Annotated in this window: 17 protein-coding genes; 3 read left to right on the top strand and 14 right to left on the bottom strand. The window is 63.8% G+C overall.

Translation table 11 applies throughout. The features are described from left to right. Positions 1-346: 346 nt before the first annotated feature. Positions 347-622, top strand: coding sequence for a hypothetical protein (locus H9L22_RS14690; protein WP_187720563.1), 276 nt, complete (start codon positions 347-349; stop codon positions 620-622). A gap of 23 nt (positions 623-645) precedes the next feature. On the opposite strand, the gene H9L22_RS14685 is transcribed toward H9L22_RS14690, so the two are convergent. From H9L22_RS14685 to H9L22_RS14640, 10 genes are all read right to left on the bottom strand, one after another. Next, positions 646-1434, bottom strand: coding sequence for a DUF1883 domain-containing protein (locus H9L22_RS14685; RefSeq protein WP_187720562.1), 789 nt, complete (start codon positions 1432-1434; stop codon positions 646-648). Between the two features lie 79 nt (positions 1435-1513). Then, the gene (locus H9L22_RS14680; protein WP_187720561.1) at positions 1514-2929 is read right to left on the bottom strand and encodes a DUF2130 domain-containing protein; all 1416 of its coding nucleotides are present in this window, start codon (positions 2927-2929) and stop codon (positions 1514-1516) included. Between the two features lie 60 nt (positions 2930-2989). Continuing rightward, positions 2990-6139, bottom strand: a complete 3150-nt coding sequence (locus tag H9L22_RS14675) for a type I restriction endonuclease subunit R (protein ID WP_187720560.1) — start codon at positions 6137-6139, stop codon at positions 2990-2992. Beyond that, entirely contained in the window at positions 6136-6849 is a 714-nt protein-coding gene (locus H9L22_RS14670; RefSeq protein ID WP_187720559.1) for a TIGR02391 family protein, read from the bottom strand. Before H9L22_RS14670 ends, H9L22_RS14675 begins: the two co-directional genes overlap by 4 nt. After that, positions 6846-8042 carry a restriction endonuclease subunit S gene (locus H9L22_RS14665; protein ID WP_187720558.1) on the bottom strand — a complete coding sequence of 399 codons (1197 nt, stop codon included), beginning with the start codon at positions 8040-8042 and terminating at the stop codon, positions 6846-6848. The genes H9L22_RS14670 and H9L22_RS14665 overlap by 4 nt, the downstream gene beginning before the upstream one ends. A gap of 17 nt (positions 8043-8059) precedes the next feature. Next, on the bottom strand, positions 8060-9817 hold the full coding sequence (locus H9L22_RS14660; RefSeq protein WP_226965889.1) for a class I SAM-dependent DNA methyltransferase: 1758 nt from the start codon (positions 9815-9817) through the stop codon (positions 8060-8062). Continuing rightward, positions 9718-11562 carry a DUF3696 domain-containing protein gene (locus H9L22_RS14655; protein ID WP_187720557.1) on the bottom strand — a complete coding sequence of 615 codons (1845 nt, stop codon included), beginning with the start codon at positions 11560-11562 and terminating at the stop codon, positions 9718-9720. The genes H9L22_RS14660 and H9L22_RS14655 overlap by 100 nt, the downstream gene beginning before the upstream one ends. Further along, positions 11559-12458 carry a hypothetical protein gene (locus tag H9L22_RS14650; RefSeq protein WP_187720556.1) on the bottom strand — a complete coding sequence of 300 codons (900 nt, stop codon included), beginning with the start codon at positions 12456-12458 and terminating at the stop codon, positions 11559-11561. Before H9L22_RS14650 ends, H9L22_RS14655 begins: the two co-directional genes overlap by 4 nt. Beyond that, positions 12455-13468, bottom strand: a complete 1014-nt coding sequence (locus tag H9L22_RS14645) for an RNA polymerase sigma factor (RefSeq protein ID WP_187720555.1) — start codon at positions 13466-13468, stop codon at positions 12455-12457. Before H9L22_RS14645 ends, H9L22_RS14650 begins: the two co-directional genes overlap by 4 nt. Next, on the bottom strand, positions 13453-13842 hold the full coding sequence (locus H9L22_RS14640) for a hypothetical protein (protein ID WP_187720554.1): 390 nt from the start codon (positions 13840-13842) through the stop codon (positions 13453-13455). The genes H9L22_RS14645 and H9L22_RS14640 overlap by 16 nt, the downstream gene beginning before the upstream one ends. A gap of 323 nt (positions 13843-14165) precedes the next feature. Here H9L22_RS14640 and H9L22_RS14635 point away from each other — a divergent pair, with 323 nt between their 5' ends. Then, complete coding sequence (locus H9L22_RS14635; protein ID WP_264292469.1) at positions 14166-14720, top strand: TetR/AcrR family transcriptional regulator; 555 nt, start codon at positions 14166-14168, stop codon at positions 14718-14720. Positions 14721-14796: 76 nt separating this feature from the next. On the opposite strand, the gene H9L22_RS14630 is transcribed toward H9L22_RS14635, so the two are convergent. The 4 genes from H9L22_RS14630 to H9L22_RS14615 are packed head-to-tail and all read right to left on the bottom strand — an operon-like array spanning position 14797 to position 18016. After that, positions 14797-15252 carry a hypothetical protein gene (locus H9L22_RS14630; protein ID WP_187720553.1) on the bottom strand — a complete coding sequence of 152 codons (456 nt, stop codon included), beginning with the start codon at positions 15250-15252 and terminating at the stop codon, positions 14797-14799. Positions 15253-15255: 3 nt separating this feature from the next. Next, a complete protein-coding gene (locus H9L22_RS14625; protein WP_187720552.1) occupies positions 15256-16728 on the bottom strand; it encodes a site-specific integrase in 1473 nt (490 codons plus the stop codon). Next, positions 16725-17060, bottom strand: coding sequence for a helix-turn-helix domain-containing protein (locus H9L22_RS14620; protein ID WP_187720551.1), 336 nt, complete (start codon positions 17058-17060; stop codon positions 16725-16727). Before H9L22_RS14620 ends, H9L22_RS14625 begins: the two co-directional genes overlap by 4 nt. Beyond that, positions 17057-18016 carry a tyrosine-type recombinase/integrase gene (locus H9L22_RS14615; protein WP_226965888.1) on the bottom strand — a complete coding sequence of 320 codons (960 nt, stop codon included), beginning with the start codon at positions 18014-18016 and terminating at the stop codon, positions 17057-17059. The genes H9L22_RS14620 and H9L22_RS14615 overlap by 4 nt, the downstream gene beginning before the upstream one ends. Positions 18017-18759: 743 nt before the next feature. Here H9L22_RS14615 and H9L22_RS14610 point away from each other — a divergent pair. Next, positions 18760-20058: a recombinase family protein gene (locus H9L22_RS14610; protein ID WP_226965887.1), complete on the top strand. Its 1299-nt coding sequence runs from the start codon at positions 18760-18762 to the stop codon at positions 20056-20058. Positions 20059-20126: the final 68 nt, after the last annotated feature.

The raw sequence follows: 20126 nt of genomic DNA, 5'->3' as shown, positions 1-20126 counted from the left end.
CGTCGGGCCTCGAGTTCCTCGGGCGCAAGCCACTCTCCTCGCTCAATGGCGCGCTCCTGGACTCCCAGCCAGTGGTCCGCATCGCTCTTGTGAGTGAAGGTCGTCGGAGCGACCACCCTCCTGCCCGGATCGTTCGGATGTGTGAAGCTCGCCTGAGAACGCTTGCTCGGCAGGCGTCGGATGTATCCAAACCGTCTCATGCGAGTAGGAACCCCACCAGACTGGCGCTGGCGCGTTCGATGAGCGTGCGATGGAAAAGCGCTGTTCTGTCCCTCTGAGGACACTCGGGTCCGAGATGAAACATACAAACTCCCTAGTCAAAGGCGTTTGACTAGGGAGTTCAGCTGTGGACTCCGTCGACCACTACGGGAACAGGCGGCAGCGGGTCGAGCGGCTGATCTCCGCCTGGAATCACGGGTCCGACGACGTGGCCGAGCCTGCTGGCGAGCCCGGTGACCCTCTGGTCGAGGCCGCCGCAGAGCCAAGGAGACGCACTCGAACACGGCTCACTGACGAGGAAGTGGACGCTATGCGAACAGCCCGCGCCAACGGCCTCAGCGTCAACGCGCTGGCGAAGCAGTTCGGCGTCCACCGTGGCACGGTCTGGGCGAAGACGCGCTGACGCAACCCAGAGGTGCAGAGCCCCTATCGAGAAGCGAGAACCAGTTCAGCGATCTCATCTGCAATCGCCTCGATGCCTGTGTCGGTGGTCGAACGCGCGAGTTTGTCAGCCAAGCTTGGGCTCTCGGCCATCACGTCGGAGTAGCTGACCTCGTGCCAGATGGGCAGCAAGTTCTGCTTACCCGCGATGCTCAGTGAGACAATGCCGTCAAGCTCGTATTGGGGCCAGCCTTTCGCAAAATATGAGGGGCTGAGTACCACAACGGCGAAGCGGCTCGCCGCTAGGCCCTGATCGATGCGCCGTCGAAGACTCTCACCGATCCGCAGCTCGGCTTTGTCGAGCCACGCGGTCACGCCGCGTGCCTGAAGCGCCTCAGCAAGCGGGATGGCGACGGCCGGCTTGTCCTCGCTCGCATGCGAGATGAACACATCCCAGGTGCGGCCGTCGAGCACATCCGGGTCGGCTGGGCGTTGTGGCACGCGTACATCAAGCACGTCACGGAGCGGTTGGGTACCCGGCTCTCGATATGTCGGAAGGTTCCCGCGAGGCGGGGGCTGAACATTCACGCCACTGCGGACTCGGCCAGAGCCGCCGCCGAGATCGATGGCCACGTACCAATGACCGTCGCGGGGCACTGGGATGCTGGCGGGAGACTTTCGCATGAGGCCCCCGACGTAGCGGTACTGGCGTCCGCGCGTGTAGTTCGAATAGTTGCTGCTGTCCATGAGTTGGACATTGGCCTGCTTATCGAGTGTCACGACGACGGTCGACCCGCGTTTGACTTGGCCCAGATCGTACTTGACGTGCTGCATGCGGCAATTCTCCCTGGAGGTACTGACATTCGGGTGCCCCTCGACCGAGGGCGGAGAGAGGGGCACCCGAAGATGATTACTAAGCTGCCTCAGGCTCCTGCGACGGATCAAGTTCGGCGAACTTCTGCGCCATCGTCTCGTTTCCAAGTGTGAGCTTCTTGACGGTGAGGACCGTGGCCTTATCGTTGGCGAGGCGGAGGTTGTTCCCGGAGCCGAGGAGTCCCTCCTTGACCCTCTGGAGGCGCTCGATGGCCTTGTCGATGTCTTCGATGGCGGTGTCGAACTTGCGCTTCGCGAGGTCGTAGTTGCGGCCGAACGCCGACTTGAAGTCTTCGAGGTCGGCCTCGAAGTTCGTGATGTCGACGTTCTGCTTCTTGATCTGTTCCAGCTCGGCCTTCACCTGGATGGTCTCCTGCGCGGCTCCGCGGAGCAGCGCGATGATGGCGAGGAAGAACTGCGGCCGGACGACGAACATCTTCGGGTACTCGTGGGAGACGTCCGTAATGCCGGTGTACAGCTCGGAGTCCTCTTCGAGCATGGACACGAGCACGGCGTACTCGCAGCCCTTCTCACGGCGGTCCTTGTCGAGCTTCGCTAGGAAGTCGACGTTCTTCTTCTTGGTGGCTGTGGTGTCGGCCTCATTCTTCATGTCGAACATGATCGAGATGTACTCGACGCCATCGGCGCTGAAGTCACGGAAGATGTAGTCGCCCTTGGTTCCGCTGGACGCGTCGTTGTCCTTGCCAAACCTGGCGTTCGGGAAGGCCATCGCGCGGACGCGGTTGAACTCGGTCGCGCAGTGTTGTTCGAGTGACTCGCCGAGGAGCTTCACCGACTGCTTGGCCTTGAAGTCGCGGTACTGCTCGACCTGCTCCTGGAGGAGCGCGATCTCCTTCGAGTGCGACTCCTTGAGTGACGACTCCTTCACCTGCTGCTCGGCCACCTGGAGCGCGAGCTTGCTCTCGGCCTCGGTGAGCGTCTGCTGCAGTACGGAGACCGCCTTCGTGACCGCGAGCTCCTGACTGGTGCCCGCCTTCTCGATCTCGGCGCGTAGCCGCATAATCTCGGCGTCCTTCTCGGCCGCCGTCCGATGCGCCGCCTCGGAAGCCTTCGTGACCGCGAGCTGCTGCGCGGTACCTGCGCTTTCGATCTCAGCCTTGAGCCGTTCGATCTGCGCTTCCTTCTCGCCGAGCGCCTGTTGTGTCTCCTTAGCGGCCTCTGCGATTGCGAGGGACTGGGCGTTCTCCGCGCCCTCGATCTCGTTCTTCAGCCGCTGGATCTCGGCGTCCTTCTGAGCGGCAGCCTGCTGTGCCTGCTGGGCGACCCTTGCCTCAGCCAGCGCGATCTCTGTCTGCTTGGCCTTCTCGGCCTCCGCGAGCCGAGAGTGGAGTTCATGATCGAACTCCTTTGTGCGTACCTGCGCAGCGATGTTGGCGTACTGCGCCTCATCGATGGTGAACACCGTCCCGCAGTGCGGGCACTTAATCTCGTCCATTGACTACCTCCTTCCTGTGTCACATAGATCAATCTGCCCTGACCAGGAGGATGTAAAGCCTCAGTAAGGGAATTCCTCCTCGTCGGCGGCGAAGATTTCAGCCTGCTCAATGACCAGCTCAATCGCCTCAAGTTCCGCGTCGGGCGGGTAGTCGTAGCGGACGAGTATGCGGCGGACGGCCGAACGCATCTTGGCGCGCACGCTTTCCTTAACGTCCCAGTCGATCGTCCAGTTGTCTCGGATCGTACGCATCAGCGCGCGCGCGATCACCTTCAGCGTCTCGTCGCCGAGTTCCGTGACGGCTGACCCATTCTGCGCGACGGCGTCGTAGAAGGCGATCTCGTCCTCGCGGAGGCCGAGGGCGGCGTGCCGCTGCATATCGGCGCGCATTTGCTTGGCGAGCGTGACCAGCTCGGCGATGATCTCGGCCGACGTGAGCGACCGGTTGTTGTACCGGTTGATCGCCTCGTCGAGCATTTCGGAGAACTTGCGGGTCTGCACGACATTGCTGCGCTTGATCGTGCGGATTCGGTCGTCGAGCAAGCGCCTCAGGAGGCCGATCTGGAGGTTCGGCTTGTCCTTGTCGGCGAGTCCGTCAAGGAACTCGTCGGACAGGATCGACAGCTCTGGCGTCTCGACGCCAGCGAGCTTGTAGATGTCGATCACCTGATCGCCTGAGACTGCCTCGTTGACGAGCTGCCCGATTGCGGTGTCGACGTCAACCGCCCCTGAGCCGCTGCGTCCCGAACCGGGGTCGAGCACCTTGAGAATGGCCGCCCGCACGTCGACGAAGAGTCTCACGTCGTTGCGAATGGCGGCGGCCTCGTCGCTCGCGCCGCACAGCGCGAAGGTCTTGGCCAGCGCGAGCACCTGGTCGTTGTAGCGTTTCGTACGATCGGGGTCGGCCATGACAAAGTCGAGCACCTTGGCGTACTGCGCCAGGCGGTCGGCAGCTGCGAGGTCGGGAGAGGAGTCGAAGGTGACGCCGTGCAGGAGGGACGTGACGATGTCGTGCTTTTCCAGCATGACGGCGACCATCTCGTCGATCGGCACGCCCGCCTGATCGCGGTCGGACGGGGAGTAGACCTTGAGTGCCTCCTGGAGGCTGGCGTACACGCCGATGAGGTCGACGATGAGCCCGCCCGGCTTGTCACGAAAGGTGCGGTTGACTCGGGCGATCGCCTGCATGAGGCCCGCACCCTGCATCGTCTTGTCGACGTACATCGTGTGCATGGCCGGAGCGTCGAAGCCGGTGAGCCACATGTCGCGCACGATGACGAGTTCCAGTTCGTCCTCGGGGTTCTTGGCGCGGAGCTGGATCTCCTTGCGGGTGGCCTTGTCGTACAGGTGCGGCTGATACTCCTGCGGGTCGGCCGCAGACCCCGTCATGATCACCTTGATCTTGCCGGTCTTGTGATCGTCACTGTGCCAGTCTGGCCGCAGGGCAACGATCTTTTCGTAGAGCTCGACGGCGATGCGACGGCTCATGGCAACGATCATGCCCTTGCCGATCATCGACTCGCGGCGCTTCTCCCAGTGCTCGACGATCTCGCTGGCGACCAATTCGAGGCGCTCCTCCGCCCCGACGATCGCTTCGAGTCGCGCCCAGCGCGACTTCGCGGCCGAGGCCGCAGTCTCTTCGACCTGTTCGGTGATCTCGTCGGCGAGGTCATCAAGTTCCGCCTCGATCTTCTCGCTGAGCCCGACCTTCACGAGCTTGGGCTCGTAGAAGATCTTGACGGTGGCCCCATCCTCGACGGCCCGGGTGAGGTCGTAGATGTCGATGTAGTCGCCGAACACGGCGCGCGTCGACTTGTCGGTCGTCTCGATCGGGGTGCCGGTGAAGCCGAGGCAGGTCGCGCCGGGGAGTGCGTCGCGCATGTGCTTCGCGAGGCCGGCCTTGAGCCGCCCTTCGGAGTCGAGGGTTTCGCTGAAGCCGTACTGGGAGCGGTGAGCCTCATCGGCCACAACGATCACGTTCCGCCGGTCAGTCAGGACCGGGTTCGTGTCGCCCTGCTCCTCGGGGGCGAACTTCTGCAACGTGGTGAAGATGATGCCGCCGGATGCGACCTTCAGTAGCTCGCGCAGGTGGGCGCGATTCTCCGCCTGGACCGGCCGCTCGGGGAGGATAGTCGCGGGCGCGAAGGTCTCGCCGAAGAGCTGATCGTCGAGGTCGTTCCGGTCGGTGATGAAGACCAGCGTCGGGTTCTCCATGCGCGGGTCGCGCATGATCTTCGCCGCGTAGAACACCATCTCGAAGCTCTTGCCCGAGCCCTGGGTGTGCCACACGACGCCGCCGCGCTTGTCGCCCTCGGGGCTCGCTGCCTTCACGGTCGACTCAACAGCAGTGTTCACCGCCCAATATTGGTGGTACTTCGCGACGCGCTTAACGAGCGAGCGCATCGGCTGGCCCGTGGTCTTGTCGGTGACGGTCTCGTCGCTGAAGACGACGAAGTTGCGAAGGATGTCGAGGAATCGACCTGGATCGAACACACCCCGGATGAGCACCTCAAGGGAGGGACGGTCGGTGATGACATCCCGGCCGTCGATCGTCTTCCACGGGGCATAGTGTTCGAAAGCACCGGTGAACGAACTCATGGCGGCGCTAGGCACACCGTCGGAGATCACGGTGACGGCGTTGAAGTCGAAGATCGGCGCGATGTCGTGGCGGTAGGTCTGGACCTGGTTCCAGGCCCCCTTCATGTCGGCGTTCTCGTCGGCAGGATTCTTCAGTTCGAACAGCGCCAGCGGCATCCCATTGACGAACACGACCACGTCGGGGCGGCGGTTCTTGCCGTCCTTCGTCACGGTGAACTGGCTGACCGCGAGCCAGTCGTTCATTACCGGGGTTTCGAAGTCGATGAGCTTCACCCGGATCGTGCGAACCTGGCCGTCCGTACCGCGGTGCTCGACGGGAACACCCCCGATGAGGAACTGGTGAATACGGTAGTTTTCATCGACCGGGTTCTGTGACTCCGGGCGCAGCAGGCGCTTGATCGCCTGGTCGATGACCGTGCTGTCGACACCGGCATTGAGCGCGCGCACGATAGGGAGCAGTCGATCGATCAGTACCACGTCGGTGAACGAATCACGTAGTTGCGCGCCGTCACCGCCGGGCGAGATGTCCGGTCCGTGGAGGGCCTGGTAGCCGAGGTCGGCAAGCCACTCCAGTGCGGCCTGCTCGACGACGGACTCATTGAGTTTGCTCATGCTTCCTTCTCGACCTGCGCATCATCGACCCAACGGGCGAGCACGCTGAGCGCCGCGAGATGCTCCAGCGCGGTCTGCTCGTCGATCTCCTTCGGGTCTTCGTGATTGAACGGGTTGCGGATGCCGGAGTAGATGCCCTCAGCCAGCGCCATCGCACCACGTTGTACCGACTTGTATGTGTCGCTGCCGTCGTCCTTCATCCGACGCAGCCGAGCCTTGCCAGGCTCGGCTGCCTTGTCGCTAAACGACTCCTGAAAGAGCTTCGTCTCGCTCACATTGCGTCGACCGACCTTGTTCTGCGTTTCTGCATTGACCTTCTTCGCGGCATCCTCGACAGCCGACCTATAGTGGCCCGACTGCCATAGAGAGCGAGCGCCGCCCCAGACCCACGGGTGCAGCCGAGCCGCCGAGATCAACGGCGCATCATCGCCCAGCTTCTCCCGCAGTTCGTCCTGCCGCTTGAGCGCTGCAATACCCCGGCTCGCAGCATCGCGTAGATGGCCCCATGGCTCGTACTTACGGAGCTTCTGTGACCGCTGGTCAGCCCGATCCCGCCACCCCGGGAGTGACCTGTCGAGAATCTGCTCGACGACGTGCGCACGCTCGGCGACGACCTCGTCGGGCTCCCGTTGATACATCCCATCCGTACCCGAGGCGTGAACGAAGGCTTCGAGTTCCTGGATCGCCCAGAAGCTGTCGATAGTGCTCACACCGCCTCCTCAACGGGTACGCGAACCCGACCCAGTACAAGTGCTGGAAGCAGCGTGTTGCGCACTGCTGCCAATCGATCATTCTCGTCAGCAACAAGACTGGCACGGCGTTCTAGGGCAACCAGCACATCCTCAAGGCCATTCAACTTTGTGTCGCGCGGAAGGAGAACTCCGAATTCTCCGAGCCGAGTCGGGTTGAGTTCAGTCTGTCCGGTGCTGCCCTCGCCCAAGGCCTCGAGTTCGGGCTGGAGCGCGAGCAGTGCGTATCCGAGCGTTACGGGGCCAACTTCTGCGGGGTCAGGCTTGATCACTGAGACGTGGCTGTCAACAAGAATTGAGCCTTCGTGCCATCGGGCAACTCGCCCGAGCGTGCCGACTCCAGTCGAGTTCACTAGGATGTCACCACCCGATGCGATCTTCGCAGGGGCCACAGTCCTGCCTTGCGTTCGTCGCGCTGGCACTAGAGACACCCATCCGCCGCGGATACACTTCTGGTTCAGGACGAGTGGGGCGTTAGCGTCATCGTCGGCATACTTGGGTGCGATCCCACGAGCAATGCTCGTAGTTACGGCCTTGAGCGGGCGTTGAACTCCACCGCAAATAAGCGCCTTGGTAAATAGCGCCGCCCCCAGGCTTCGCAGGAGTCTACGCTGGCGGTGATTCGCCTCGATCTTGTCATCGAGCGTACCAAGAGTGGCTGCGATCGCACGCTGCTCCTCGATGGGCGGCAGAGTGACCGTCTCCGCGTCGAGAAAGTACTCAAACTGGAAGTTCGCGATACCCGTTGATCGATTCTGGTACCCCCAGGTTCGACCATCGGCATACATTCCCTGCAACCACCAGTAGACGTAGTAGGGGTCAGCCTGGGTCGAGTCAACCCGAACGAGCCTGCAGAAGCTTGCGGGGATGACCGGGCACTCGAAGCTGTTCAGCAGGCGCTCACTTACGAAGACGGTGCGGCCGGTGGGCCTGTCAGACGAGCCGCCGGAGATCTCCAGAATGATGTCGCCCGGACACAGGGTCCGGGAGGGGAGCTTCTTTGAAGCTTCCCACCTTCGAGGAACCCTCGATGTGTCACCAACAGCCACTGCGGGGAAGTCCGCTCCGCGGATGATCGCTACCTGCGCAGTGTCGTCCCCGGGTTCGGCGTGGCCCCAGCCACCGCCAACCGCATGACGAACAAGGGTACGCATCGGCGCCGAAGTCTGCGTCACGGCGCTAGCGCCTCCAGTCGTTGCCGGATAAGGCCTTCAAGTTGGCGTCCACGGTCGAACTCCGCGATCAGCTCAGTTGTCAGACGCTCGATCCTCTCGTCGATTGGTTCGTCATCAATTTCGGCCTCTTCCGTGCCGACGTAGCGACCCGGAGTAAGGACAAAACTGTGCTCTTGGATCTCCTCGAACGATGATGCCTTTGTGAAGCCGGCGACGTCTCCATAGCCACCGTCGTGGTTCCGCCAGGAGTGGTACGCACCGGTGATCCGCCGGATGTCGTCGTCGGATAGCTCGCGGAGTCGGCGGTTGACCATGCTGCCGAGCTTGCGTGCGTCGATGAACAGCACCTCACCCTTGCGTGCCCGGTGCTGGGCGTTGCCGCCACGATCGCGGCTGACAAACCAGAGGCTGACCGGAATGCCGGTGTTGAAGAACAGCTTGTCGGGCATCGCGACGATGCAGTCGACGAGATCAGCCTCGACAAGCTTGCGGCGTATTTCACCTTCGCCATTAGTTCTGGAGCTGAGCGAGCCATTCGCCAGCACGAAGCCTGCAGTGCCACGAGGGCTGAGGTGAAAAATGAAGTGCTGCACCCAAGCGAAGTTCGCATTGCCCTCGGGAGGCGTGCCGTACTTCCATCGGGGATCGTCGGCGAGCTTCGCGTTCCACCAATCGGAGACGTTGAACGGTGGGTTCGCGATGACGTAGTCGGCGCGTAGGTCCGGATGGAGGTCCTGGGTGAAGGAGTCCGCTGACCTGTCGCCGAGGTCGGCGTCGATGCCGCGCAGAGCAAGGTTCATCTTCGCGAGCTTCCAGGTGGTCGCAGTGAACTCCTGGCCGTAGACGGAGATGTCGTTGCGCTTGCCGCCGTGGGCATTCACGAATTCGGCGGACTGTACAAACATGCCGCCCGATCCGCACGCCGGATCGAAGACGCGACCGTGGTAGGGCTCCAGCATCTCGACGAGCGTCTTGACGACGGAGCGCGGGGTGTAGAACGCGCCAGCGTCCTTGCCGGTCTCCTTGCCCGCGAACTGACCGAGGAAGTACTCGTACACGCGGCCGAGCACGTCGTCGGAACCGTGGTCATCGCTCTGGGTGAAGCCGATCGAGCCGATGATGTCGACGAGTTGACCGAGTCGACCTTTGTCGAGGTCCTCGCGGCCGTAGTTGCGGGGCAGTACTCCGCGCAGCTTCGGGTTCTCCCGCTCGATGAGGTCCATCGCGTTGTCGATCGACTCGCCGACCTCAGGCTGCTTCGCGCTCTTCTGGATGACGCTCCACCGCGCTGCGGCGGGCACCCAAAAGACGGAGTTGCTGGTGTACTCGTCTCGGTCCTCAACGAGGCGCTCGATCTGCTCGGGCTTCAGGCCGTCGGCGAGGAGTTCCGCTTCAATCTCCTTGCGGCGGCCCTCGAACCGGTCGGAGATGTACTTGAGGAAAACCAAGCCGAGCACGACGTGCTTGTACTCGCTTGGCTCCTGGTTTCCGCGCAGGGCGTCGGCGGCATCCCAGAGCTTCTGCTCCAGAGTCTTCGTCTCGATCTTGCGTGCAATTCGTGCCATACGGCGCCTCCCTTCTTGCTGGTTGTCATTGCCTCTCGGCCCGACGTCAAGACCAATCCGGCTTGGCTGGGTCGATGTAAAGGGGGTAGCTACTCGACCCTTGCGGCCTTCGCACGGCGCTTCTTGACCGCCGCGGAGAGGATCGCGTGCTCCTCCTCGGTGGCTTGGTCGAAGAAGTTCTCCGGCCACTCCTCGATGCCACCGAACTCGTTCTGCTGCACCAGATCGTAGGTGGTCGCCCCGTTCACGCGCTTAGCAAAGTAGATGCCGATCGTGTCCTGGAGGCTGTCCTTCTCATCCTCCGCGACTCGCCTCCGGAGCCGCGAGATGAGGTACTCGCTGTGCGTCTCGACGATCAGGTGCCGACCGCTCTGCGCCATCGCCAACAGGAAGTCGGCCAGTCGCTGCTGCACCTTCGGGTTCAAGTGAAGTTCGGGCTGCTCGATGAGCAGAAGCGAGCCTGCCGGGGCCTGAACGCACATCACGATCACGGGCAGCAACTGGCTGACGCCAGTGCCGACGCTGGTGAGGTCTAGGTCTCCCTCGACATCCGCTTGCCTCACCTGCATCTGGATGCCGAAGCGCCCCTGGTCGGAGACTGAGAAGCTCTCGCCGATGTCGAGATACTTCGCCCAGCGGCTCACGGCCGTCATGAGCTGAATCGGGCGGCGGGGGGTCTTGATCGCTCCCTCATCGTCTGGGGTCGGAACGCTGACCTTTCGGTCACCGTGGCGTTGCAGCACAGATGCGGTGAACTCGCCCTTGGCGCCGACATAACTGTCGTCGCCTTCGGGCGAGTCGGGGTAGGCAGCACGCGGTTCCTCACGGAGCGGACCGAGGTACCGAATTCCGCTTCTGAGGTACGAGGACGCGAGATTCGACGCCCTGCCGAGATCGTCCAGACGATGAGGGAACGGGACCTCGCCCTGCACACCACCCTTCGTCAGTTCCTTGACTACTTCATCGCCGAAGCTCTCCGACGATGCGATGTTGAGGTCGAACCTTGTGCGCGTCTCGGGTGACTTCGAACTTAACTCGAATCGAACAGCATCGGCGTATTCGCTCTTGGATTCCGCGACGGCGGCGTGCACCTCCAGAAGTACCCGGCTCACCTCGTCAATCGCGTTCACCACCGTGAGCAGGTCATGCTCAACTTCGTCACGCTCGTGGATCGAGCGGCGCAGCAGCATGTCGCGCCAGGTCTCGAAGAGGACTTCAGCACGGGAACGCATCACCGAGGCATCCAGCGGAAACCCGCCTTCGACGAGGATGTCCGCGACCTCAAGCAGGTTGCCATTTGCCCCAGCGAACTGGCCAGAGAAGTAGTGCGGGATTGAGCGCGCATCGTCGTCTTCGTCCAGCGGCACCAGATCCTCGGCGTCGTCGTCAGCTATGGCGAGCACCCATGCCCGGTCAAGACGAGGCGCTTGCCGCGGGAGTGCGTCGTGATCCGCAGGCTTCAAGTCGACGTTGAGGCGTTCGATTTTCGCGATGCCCTTCTGCTGCGACGACTCACCAAGCTTGACCTCCCATGACAGGGTCGCAAGCACCGGAGCCGTTTGCGCAGAGCCAACAGCCCTGCCATCGCGATACATCCCGCGAGGTGCCCGAATCTCGAAGTCCGCTCCGATTATGAGCGGTTCGTCGTCGCTGCTCGGACCACGGTATCTGACTTCGGTAACCGTACCGAGCCGAACCCCGCGTCCGTTGAGGGGATAGAGATATCCCGCCGTGCTCGTTGCCTGGCTTGCTGCCCGAATGCTCTGGAGAAGCGTGCTCTTGCCGGCGCTGTTCGCACCGACAACCACGGTGAGTGGTCGGAGTTCAACCTCGGCGTCCCGCACGGACTTGAAGTTCTGGAGCCGCCACCGCCGAAGGCTGATTCCACGTCGCGTCGCGAACGGTACCCGGCGCTCGAAGATGGGATTGCTCATGCGTAGACCTCTCGGTACTGGGTGACGTGCGCGATGGCGGAGACGTGGGTGACCTGGATGAGGCGACCGGTGCGCGTGCGCGCCGGGCGCGCCTCTATCGGGCCGCGAATGTCAGTCGAGCGGCCGAGGAGCCAAATGTTTGAGTAGCCAGCCGACGCGGCGTATTCGACCTGAAGCTCCGCATACGCGCCGAGCGTCGTCCCGGTTGGCACCGCGTTGGGAACGCAAGCCGTGTCCGCGTACTTCATCAGAAGGCGAAGCGCGTTGAACAGCCCGGCAGCGCGGTACGCATCTCGGAGCCCCTCGTCGATAGCGATCTCGACAAGCCATCCAGGAATCCGAGCTGCTCCCCGCTTGGCTTCCTCAACAGCCCCGACGACAAACTCCTCGAAGGCTTCCTTCTCCGCCTCGGTCGCCGGCACCCGCAGCGCGTTCGCATCGACTTCCGGGACTCGATCGCCATCGATGAGGTCGCGCGTGCAGTCCGCTGTGAGAGTCTGGAGCCGCTTCAGTTCGTGAACCTTGAAGCTCCACCGCGGGTCCGTCCGCTCGACTACAGGTGGGCCCGCGAGTGGTCGGTCAACCGCTTCCTCGTCGCGGAGAGCATTGAGTGCTTGGAGTACGTCCGTGTCCACGCGTCCGACGCGTCGATCCAGCTGGACGAACCAGGCGTAGCCGAAAATGTCCGATTCAGCGAGCAGGTCGTAGGCGCGGCCGATCTCGTTGCCTGTCAGGACAAGGTCGGTGTTGCTTCCGAACTCTATATCTGGGCTGAGGAGTGTGACCGTGACGGATTGCGTAGACGAGTCAACATCAGTCACGAGGACGAGCGCGGAGGGTGTGTTCCGGTCCATCGCGACCGTACGGTAGATACCGCCAACTCCAATCTCGGTCATGCGGCACCTCCTTCTGCCTTACAGATGACGAGCGACTGAAGCCGCCCGAATGCTTCGTCGATGAGCGCTTCGGTCTGGTCTGAGAGTTCAGCACGAACCTTCTCGAACGCGGAGTCCTTGTACTTGGCAGCAGTAGGACGGCTGACTCCGACGCGGCGCGCGATGTCACCGTCCGAGTCGCCGATCCACTTACCAGCCAGCATGGTTGCTTCCTCCTTGGTGAGCGCCGCGACGATCCGCTCCGCCAGATCGTTCGCCAAAGTCAGCTCGCCCGGGTCGAGTTCGGCGGAGCGGTCTCGAGCACCGGCGTCATCAGAGACAACCTCCGCTGTTGCGAAGGCTGTCAAAGCTTCGTCGAAAATTCTCTTGAGATCGGACTCCTCGACCTCGCCGACCACCTTGCACACGAGGGCGAGCGCATCACCCAGGGTCGCCGTCGTCCAGATCGCACTGGCTCGCTCGGTTCCGTTGCCCGGCAGACGCGGGAGCGCCGCAAGCGAGGAAGTAAGTCGGGTGGTGGGGGGCGTCGCCTCTTCAGTTGATCCGGTGAGTCGCCAGGATCGGGGCTTCGTCCTCACCTGCTCGAACGGCGACTCGCCAAGCCGATCGACAGCCCGGGCGTACAGGTTGTCAACCGCAGTGCGCTGTCGTCGGTCGATCAGAGTCATCCGCACTTGGCGATAGATCAGTGCTCGCGCGTGACCGAAGTCGTTCGCCGTGTCGCAGATGTACTCGGCCTGGCCCTTGGTGATCATGCGCTCGACGACATCCTGGACCAGATCGTTGATCGCATCGTCATCCCACGTCGATGCACGTGCGTATGCCCACGGGCTGTAGCGGCGCGCGAGGTGCCGAGCCGCCTTCCCGACCTCGTCGAGCCAGAGACGACCGAGGCCCTGCCGGGCATACTCGTCGATGAGTGCTTGCAGATCGCCGACCCCCACCTCACCGAGGTCGAACTCCTCGTCGATGTCTGCAAGCGGGCCGCCGGTTACTACTTCGTCTGCCACCGCGCTGCCCTCACTGCGTCGATGGTTGCCTGGTCGTCCTCACTGCACAGCCGATGGGTTGGGTCGAGCGCATCCTTGAGGACAGGGAGCGGGCGTGAGGCGACGATGTTGCCGTCGTCGTGCAGCCAGCACTTTGGCCACTCCTCACGGTGATCATGCGCAGGGTTGCGTACCTCAACGCGCTCAAGACTTGACGTGCGCGCGAATACGTATGCCAGGGGGCCAGACGGGGCCCAGTGACGCAGGATGATCGGGCGCATCGCGTTCGGCTTTTGCGGGGCGAATCCAACGACGGCCTCGGTCTGCTGGAACCACGCATACATGGGCGGCCCCATGTTGAGCAACCCTGCAAGGTCTGCGAGACCGATCCCCACCGAAATCCTCCGCCGCCGAAGCGGAGCCCGGCCAGTAGTGACATTGTGACCTGCATCAGTCTATCGGTCACGACGCCAGCTTTCCCAGAGACCGAGAGAGAAGAGGACGACTGAGTGTCCTCGCACAGGCACGCGGCATCGCAGATGATCACTACCCATTCCCCGCCCCTCGAACGATCACGCGTCTTGCAGATCAAGGTCCATACTACTCTGTATGGAATTGACGGCGCAGCCAGAGGCGCCGCTCGGCGGCAAGGAGTGTGGTGAGGGTGGTGGAGCGGCGGGGTCCTGGGCGTCCGGCGTATGACTCGAAGCAGAGGCTCGTGGCCGCGACATGCAAGTTGCTGTCGGAGCGTGGGTTCGAGGCGACGAGCCCGGTGATGATCCAGCAGCGCTCCGGTATCGGGCAGGGCAGCATGTACCACCACTTCCCCGGCAAGGGGAAGGAAGGTCTGGCGCTGGATGCGATCAGCCACATGCGCGCAAGCACCCTCGCGTTCCTCGACGGCACACCCGCGCCCGTCGGTGCCGAGGTCGAGGCGGTGCGTGAGCACATCGTCGCCGCACTCGACCGTCTGTTCGACCGTCGCGAGGGTCAGGCGTTGATCCGGCTCATGGCTGACGGGGTCGCGGGGGCGATCAAACCACTTGCGCAGGCGACACAGGACTGGTGCGACGACATCCGCGCGGCGATCGTGGTGATGCTCCGCGCCGACGACCCTCACGAAGACCCCGAGGTGGCTGACGCGGCCGCAAGGTTCCTCGCTCCCGAGTTCGAGCACCTCGCTGAGGAGCTGTTCACGGCGGCGCTCGGGCGCGGCCTGGTCCGGTTGCCGAAGATCGCGTTCTACCTGTTCCCGGAGCGCGAAGAGGCGTAGTCTGGCACCAAGACAATTCCATACGGAGTAGTACGTACCGGTGCAGGGCTCGTATTCGAGTTGGGCGAGTTCCGGGCTACTGGGGAGAGCTCGGCGCTGCGGTGCTCCAGGTGATGTCGGCGTTGGCGGGCGCGTTGCGGACGGCGTTGACGAGGAAGTGGTACCAGCCTGGGCCGAGTAGCACGGTGTAGTCGGGTGCTCCGCCGGCCCGGACGGAGTTGGCGTTCGGGTCGCCGAGTTGGTCTTCGATGCGGAGGTCGACCGGGAGTGTGCCGGTGTGGATGAGTTCGCAGCGCAGCCACTTGTAGAACAGGTGGTCGAGATCGACTGGCTTGCCTCGGTATTCGACGCCGATCGTCCAGCCGTGCGTGGTCTTCATGAAGGCTTCGAAGCTTGCCCGGTCACCGGTGATCTCAGGGAACGCCTTGCGAGCGGTGGCGGCGACGGCGACGAGGACGCTGAGGAGCGCTCCTTCGCGTCGTCCGTGCTTCCAGAGGAGGTCTGCGTCTGTGAGTCGGTCTTCGATGGACATGGTTCAGCCGTTCTTGTAGGTGTCTCGTTGGGTGACGTACTCGGACCAGTCGCGGGTGGCGAGGGCGGCCCATTTGGTGGCGGTCTTGTCGGCGATGCCGATGAGTTCGGCGAGGACGGGCGCGGGAACCTGTCCGGCGAGGGCGAACATGGCGGCGTGGCGGGCGCGTCCGGGTTGGATGCCGAGGCGGGCGAGGTGTCCGCGGAAGGTTTCTCTGACGAGGTGGCGTCCGGGGTGTCTGCCGGGGAACAGCCATCCGTGGTCGGTGCTGGCGATGGACGGGCTGCCGGGGCGGTCGAGGTGGCGGCGGAGGAGGTCGTCCAGTCCGGGCGGCATTTCGATGGCGACGGTATCGAAGGTGACGAGCACTGTGTCGTCGTCGGTGAGGGTGATCTGGTCGGTGCGCATCGCGACGACTGTTTCGAGGGGTTGAGCGAATAGGAGCGTGAACAGGCCACCGATGCGGGCGTGGAGGGCGATCGTGTCGTCGTGGAGCAGGGTCTTGATCTGGTCCCAACGGTCGGCGTCGGAGACCGTGACTTCGGGCATGGTGGTTCCCCGCCACGGGATCGTGATGGCGGTGTTCACTCGCGCGCGACCGAGCCAGGCGACGAAGCTCTGCTGGCTGTTGCGTGCGCCGGGATAGTCGGCGAGGTAGGACTCCAGCTGCGACTGGGACAGGCTGGCGATTGTGGTGTCGTGTCGGGCGACCCACTGGCCGAGCCGGACCGCGCCGTTGATGTTCCCGCGGGCGCTGTAGATCGCTGATTTGGTCAGCTCCCCGCGGTCGGCGGCGCCGCGTAGGCGTCGCAGGAGGTGCCAGCGGGCGTAGCGGCCGACGAGCCCTTTGTCCTCGCCGTGCAGGGGTTCGAGTGTGGTGTCGAGCCAGCGTTCGATCTGCTCGATCGGCGGGTGATACGGCGGCAGCACCCCAGTCGAGGCGAGGAGGTCGCGCAGGTAGTTGTGGGAGCGGTCAGCGGGCAGGCCGCGGAATGTGTCGTGGCTGATGGGCAACTCACCGCGGGCCAAGAGGTCGAGCAGTCTGACGCCGGTCGCGGGCGGTTTCTGTAGCCAGGTGATCACGCTTTGCGGACGGCGGGCGGCGACCAACTCGTCGAAGAGGGGCTGCAGCCGCTCATGGACGGCGCCGGTGGTCGGGTCGGTGAGCAGGCTGGTGAGGCGCTCGGCCAGGACGCAGCGGGCGCAACGATCACGAGCGTAGGGATGGTCCTCACGCCCGCATCCGGTGCAGGCGAAGATCGATTCCGCGCCCGCGCATCCGGCGCAGACCAGCACGTTGTCGCTGCTCACCGATGGGTAGGCGACCGGACGCAGCTCGAAGCACTCCGGGCAGACAGCTGGGTGGTAGGCGATGTCACGACGGCAGAGGTAGCAGATCGGCCCCGTCGGCAGCATCACCGTCGTCGCCCAGATGCCGCAGCGCACGCACTCGCGGCTCGCGGATGCCCGGGTCACTCCGAAACGCCGTCGGGGCGCCTGATCTTCGCGCGGATCGGGCGCAGATCGCCGATCCCTGGCCCGCCGTCATTGACCGCTTGTGGCTGGCGGTGCTCCTCGACGTGCAGTTCCAGGAGATCGGATGGGGTGCAGTCCAGGATGTCGCAGAGCGCAGCCAGTAGGTCGGTGTTGATCCGCTGCGGTGGCTTCGTGACGATCCGGTGCACCATCTGCCGCGACAACTCGATCCCGCGCTCGTGCAGCGGCTCGACCAGATCAGTGGTCTGGAACATGCCCTTCGCCGCCATCAGTTGACGCAGATGCCACAGCATCGACAGCTTCTTCGTCATCGTTCCTCCTGGGTGTTGTCGTAGACGCGGGCCAGAGCCGCTTTCAAGGTCTTGGTCTTGAAGTCGTTGGACACGTTCGTGTAGATCGCCGTGGTCGAGGCGTAGGAGTGACCAACCTGCTCGGTGACGAACCGCTCCGGGTAACCGAACTCGATCAGGTGCGTCACATACGAGTGCCGCAGGCAATGCAGGGTCAGGTCAGCGTCCAGGTCGGCCTGTTCACGCAGCCAGGCGAAGCGGTTATCCATCGACTTCACCGAGACCCGCTGCCGCCGCTCCGTCAACCACAGAGCATCCCGGTCATCAGGCCGCAGCAGCGGCCGGGCCTGCTCGACCCATTGCCGCAGACCATCGACCACCCAGTCGAACTCCGGGACCGTGAGCACCGTTCGACGCCGAGGCGTACTGCCGCGGACCGCCTTGCCGTAGCGGACATGCACCGCCCCGAAGGTTCCCCACTGACGCATGTGCGGGTTCGGACGCAGGTCCGCGATGTCGAGTAAGCACAACTCCCGACGCCGCAACCCGTAGGCGTAGCAGGTCTTGACCATCTGAGCGTCCCGCAACGCAGCCCACGCACCCTTGCGGCCCGACCGTTGCACCCGCTCAACCCGGGTGTCGAGGAAGTCGAACAGGTGCTGCAACTCGTCGTAGGTGAACGGTCGTCGCCCCGGCCGCCCCTCGTAGTCGTTGAGATGCGCAACGGTGTTGAAGTCGTGGCAGACCTGCGAAGGGATCACCCCGAACCGCTGCTCACACTCGCTCACCCACCCATAGCGGCCGTCGAGCAGGTAGTCGCAGAACATCCGCAACGTCAGGTGATAGCCGCGGATCGTTGACGGTGCCAGCCTCGCCGCGCCACTCATCAGCGACAACGTGAAATCCTCCACGTCCCCGGCACTCCACTGCCACGGGAACGATCCGGCGAACTCGGTGAACCGGCGCAGTAACGCCACCCGAGGCTCGATCGTCGCGTCCGCCAGCAACCGAGACCGTTGCTGCCGTTCCCATCCCGACAACATCGCCCCGAACACCGCCGCCTGCTCATCGAGATGGACCACCCCCGACGCCAGAACCAGACGCGCGGACCCGGGAACCTCGCTCGACACTCCACCCCGATCGGTAAACTCTGATTAGACAATGACAATCTGAAGTTACCACACTGGGGTGGCTCCACGTCACCGCCCAGGCATGGGCGCCGACTGGAAGAGCACTCACACCCCTGCACTGTCGCGCAGGTCAACTCTGAGTTGATTCGGGACCTTTGTCCTCGACTTGCAAGAGGCGTGTCCCCTCATGGCAGGGCGGTTCAGCGGGCAGTAATTCGTCAGGGTGCTCGCGTTTTGGGAAGTGCTGCGCACCTACCTGACATGAACTCTGATGCGAGGAACCTGCGGCTGCGTGTGACCCGGCGTGACGAGCCTGACCAAGCCAGGCTCGTCACGTGGGTGCTCGGGATCGCAGAGGCACGGCACCACGCCTGGATCAACGGCGACCCCGACCCTTACGGTCTGGTCCTGCCCGACGGCATCGGACCTGCATCATCGGGTCGCCTGGACGGTTCCGGGAAAATTCCCGGGACCGTCAGCCCACGAAAACAGCCGCTCCGCAGGGCATCACGGTCGTGGACATTTTCCCCCACCGTCGCCAAGTAGCTCTTCAACCCGTTGACCACCCTTTCGAGGCGAAGGAGGCCACCATGAGCACCACCATCACCGCAGCCACCGCCGTCGAGGCGGAGGCCCCGGTACTGCTCGCGGTGTCCTACCTGCGCGTCTCGACGCGGGAGCAGGCCGAACGTGGCGGCACCGACGAAGGCTTCTCCATCCTTGCGCAGCGCGAGGCCAACGCGAGGAAGGCCGCCGAACTGGGCGCGAAGGTCGTGCGCGAGTTCGTCGACGCCGGGGAGTCCGCGCGGTCGGCGGATCGTGACGGACTCAAGGACATGCTCGCGTTTATCACCGCAACGAGGGTGACTTTCTGCATCGTCCACAAGCTCGACCGGCTCGCACGTAACCGCGCAGACGACGTGAAGATTCACGAAGCCCTCCTTGCGGCAGGGGTGACGCTCGTGTCGGCGACCGAGTCCATCGACCAAACGCCGTCGGGGATGCTCGTGCACGGCATCATGTCGTCCATAGCGGAGTTCTACAGCCGCAACCTCGCCACCGAAGTCACCAAAGGGTTGACGCAGAAGCTCGCACAGGGCGGCACGCCGATGCGCGCGCCGGTCGGGTATCTCAATGTGCGCCGTACCGACGAGGCGGGCCGGGAGATTCGCACGGTCGAGGTCGATCCCGAGCGAGCCCCGCTGATTCGGTGGGCGTTCGAGGCCTACGCCAAGGGCGAGACGTCGGTCACCGGTCTACTGCGTGACCTCACCGCACGCGGCCTGACAACCGTGCCATCGCCGAAGCGCCCGTCGAAGCCGCTGGGGAAGAACACGCTCTACAAGCTGCTGACGAACCCGTACTATGCCGGGGTGATCCGGTACAAGGGAGCACTGCATCCCGGAGCACACGATCCGCTGATCGAGCCCGCACTATTCGATCAGGTGCAATCGCTGCTCAAGGCGCGCAACGCCAAGATGACGCGGCACGTCACGCACGCGCACCACCTGAAAGGGCTGCTGCACTGCGGGTCGTGCGGGTCGCGGATGCTGCTGGACTTCGCGACGAACCCGCGCGGCACCACCTACTCATACTTCATCTGCTCCGGCCGCGCAGCGAAGAAGACGAACTGCACCCGCCGCGCCGTGCCCGTCCAAGTCGCCGAACGCCTGGTCGAAGACTCATACAGGGACATCACCATCAGCGAAGCCGACTACCTGCACCTCGCCGCCGAAGTTGATGCCGCATTCGACGAGCAAAGCGCGGGGCGAGATCAGGAGTTCACCGACCTCACCACCCACCGCGCCAGGCTCGAAGCAGAGAGCGACAAGCTCCTCGCCGCACACTTCGCCGACGCCATCGACCTGCCTGAGTATTCGGTCTTCTGAGCGCCAGCGGTATTGCGGTTGAGCGCCATCTGCTTGGACGGGGGTTCGTGGGGTTGAGCGCCACCTGA

It is taken from the genome of Tessaracoccus defluvii (assembly GCF_014489575.1).
Taxonomy (GTDB): Bacteria; Actinomycetota; Actinomycetes; order Propionibacteriales; family Propionibacteriaceae; genus Arachnia; species Arachnia defluvii.
The sequence above is the reverse complement of the archived record's forward strand: the minus strand, read 5'-3'. Positions and strand labels throughout refer to the sequence as shown.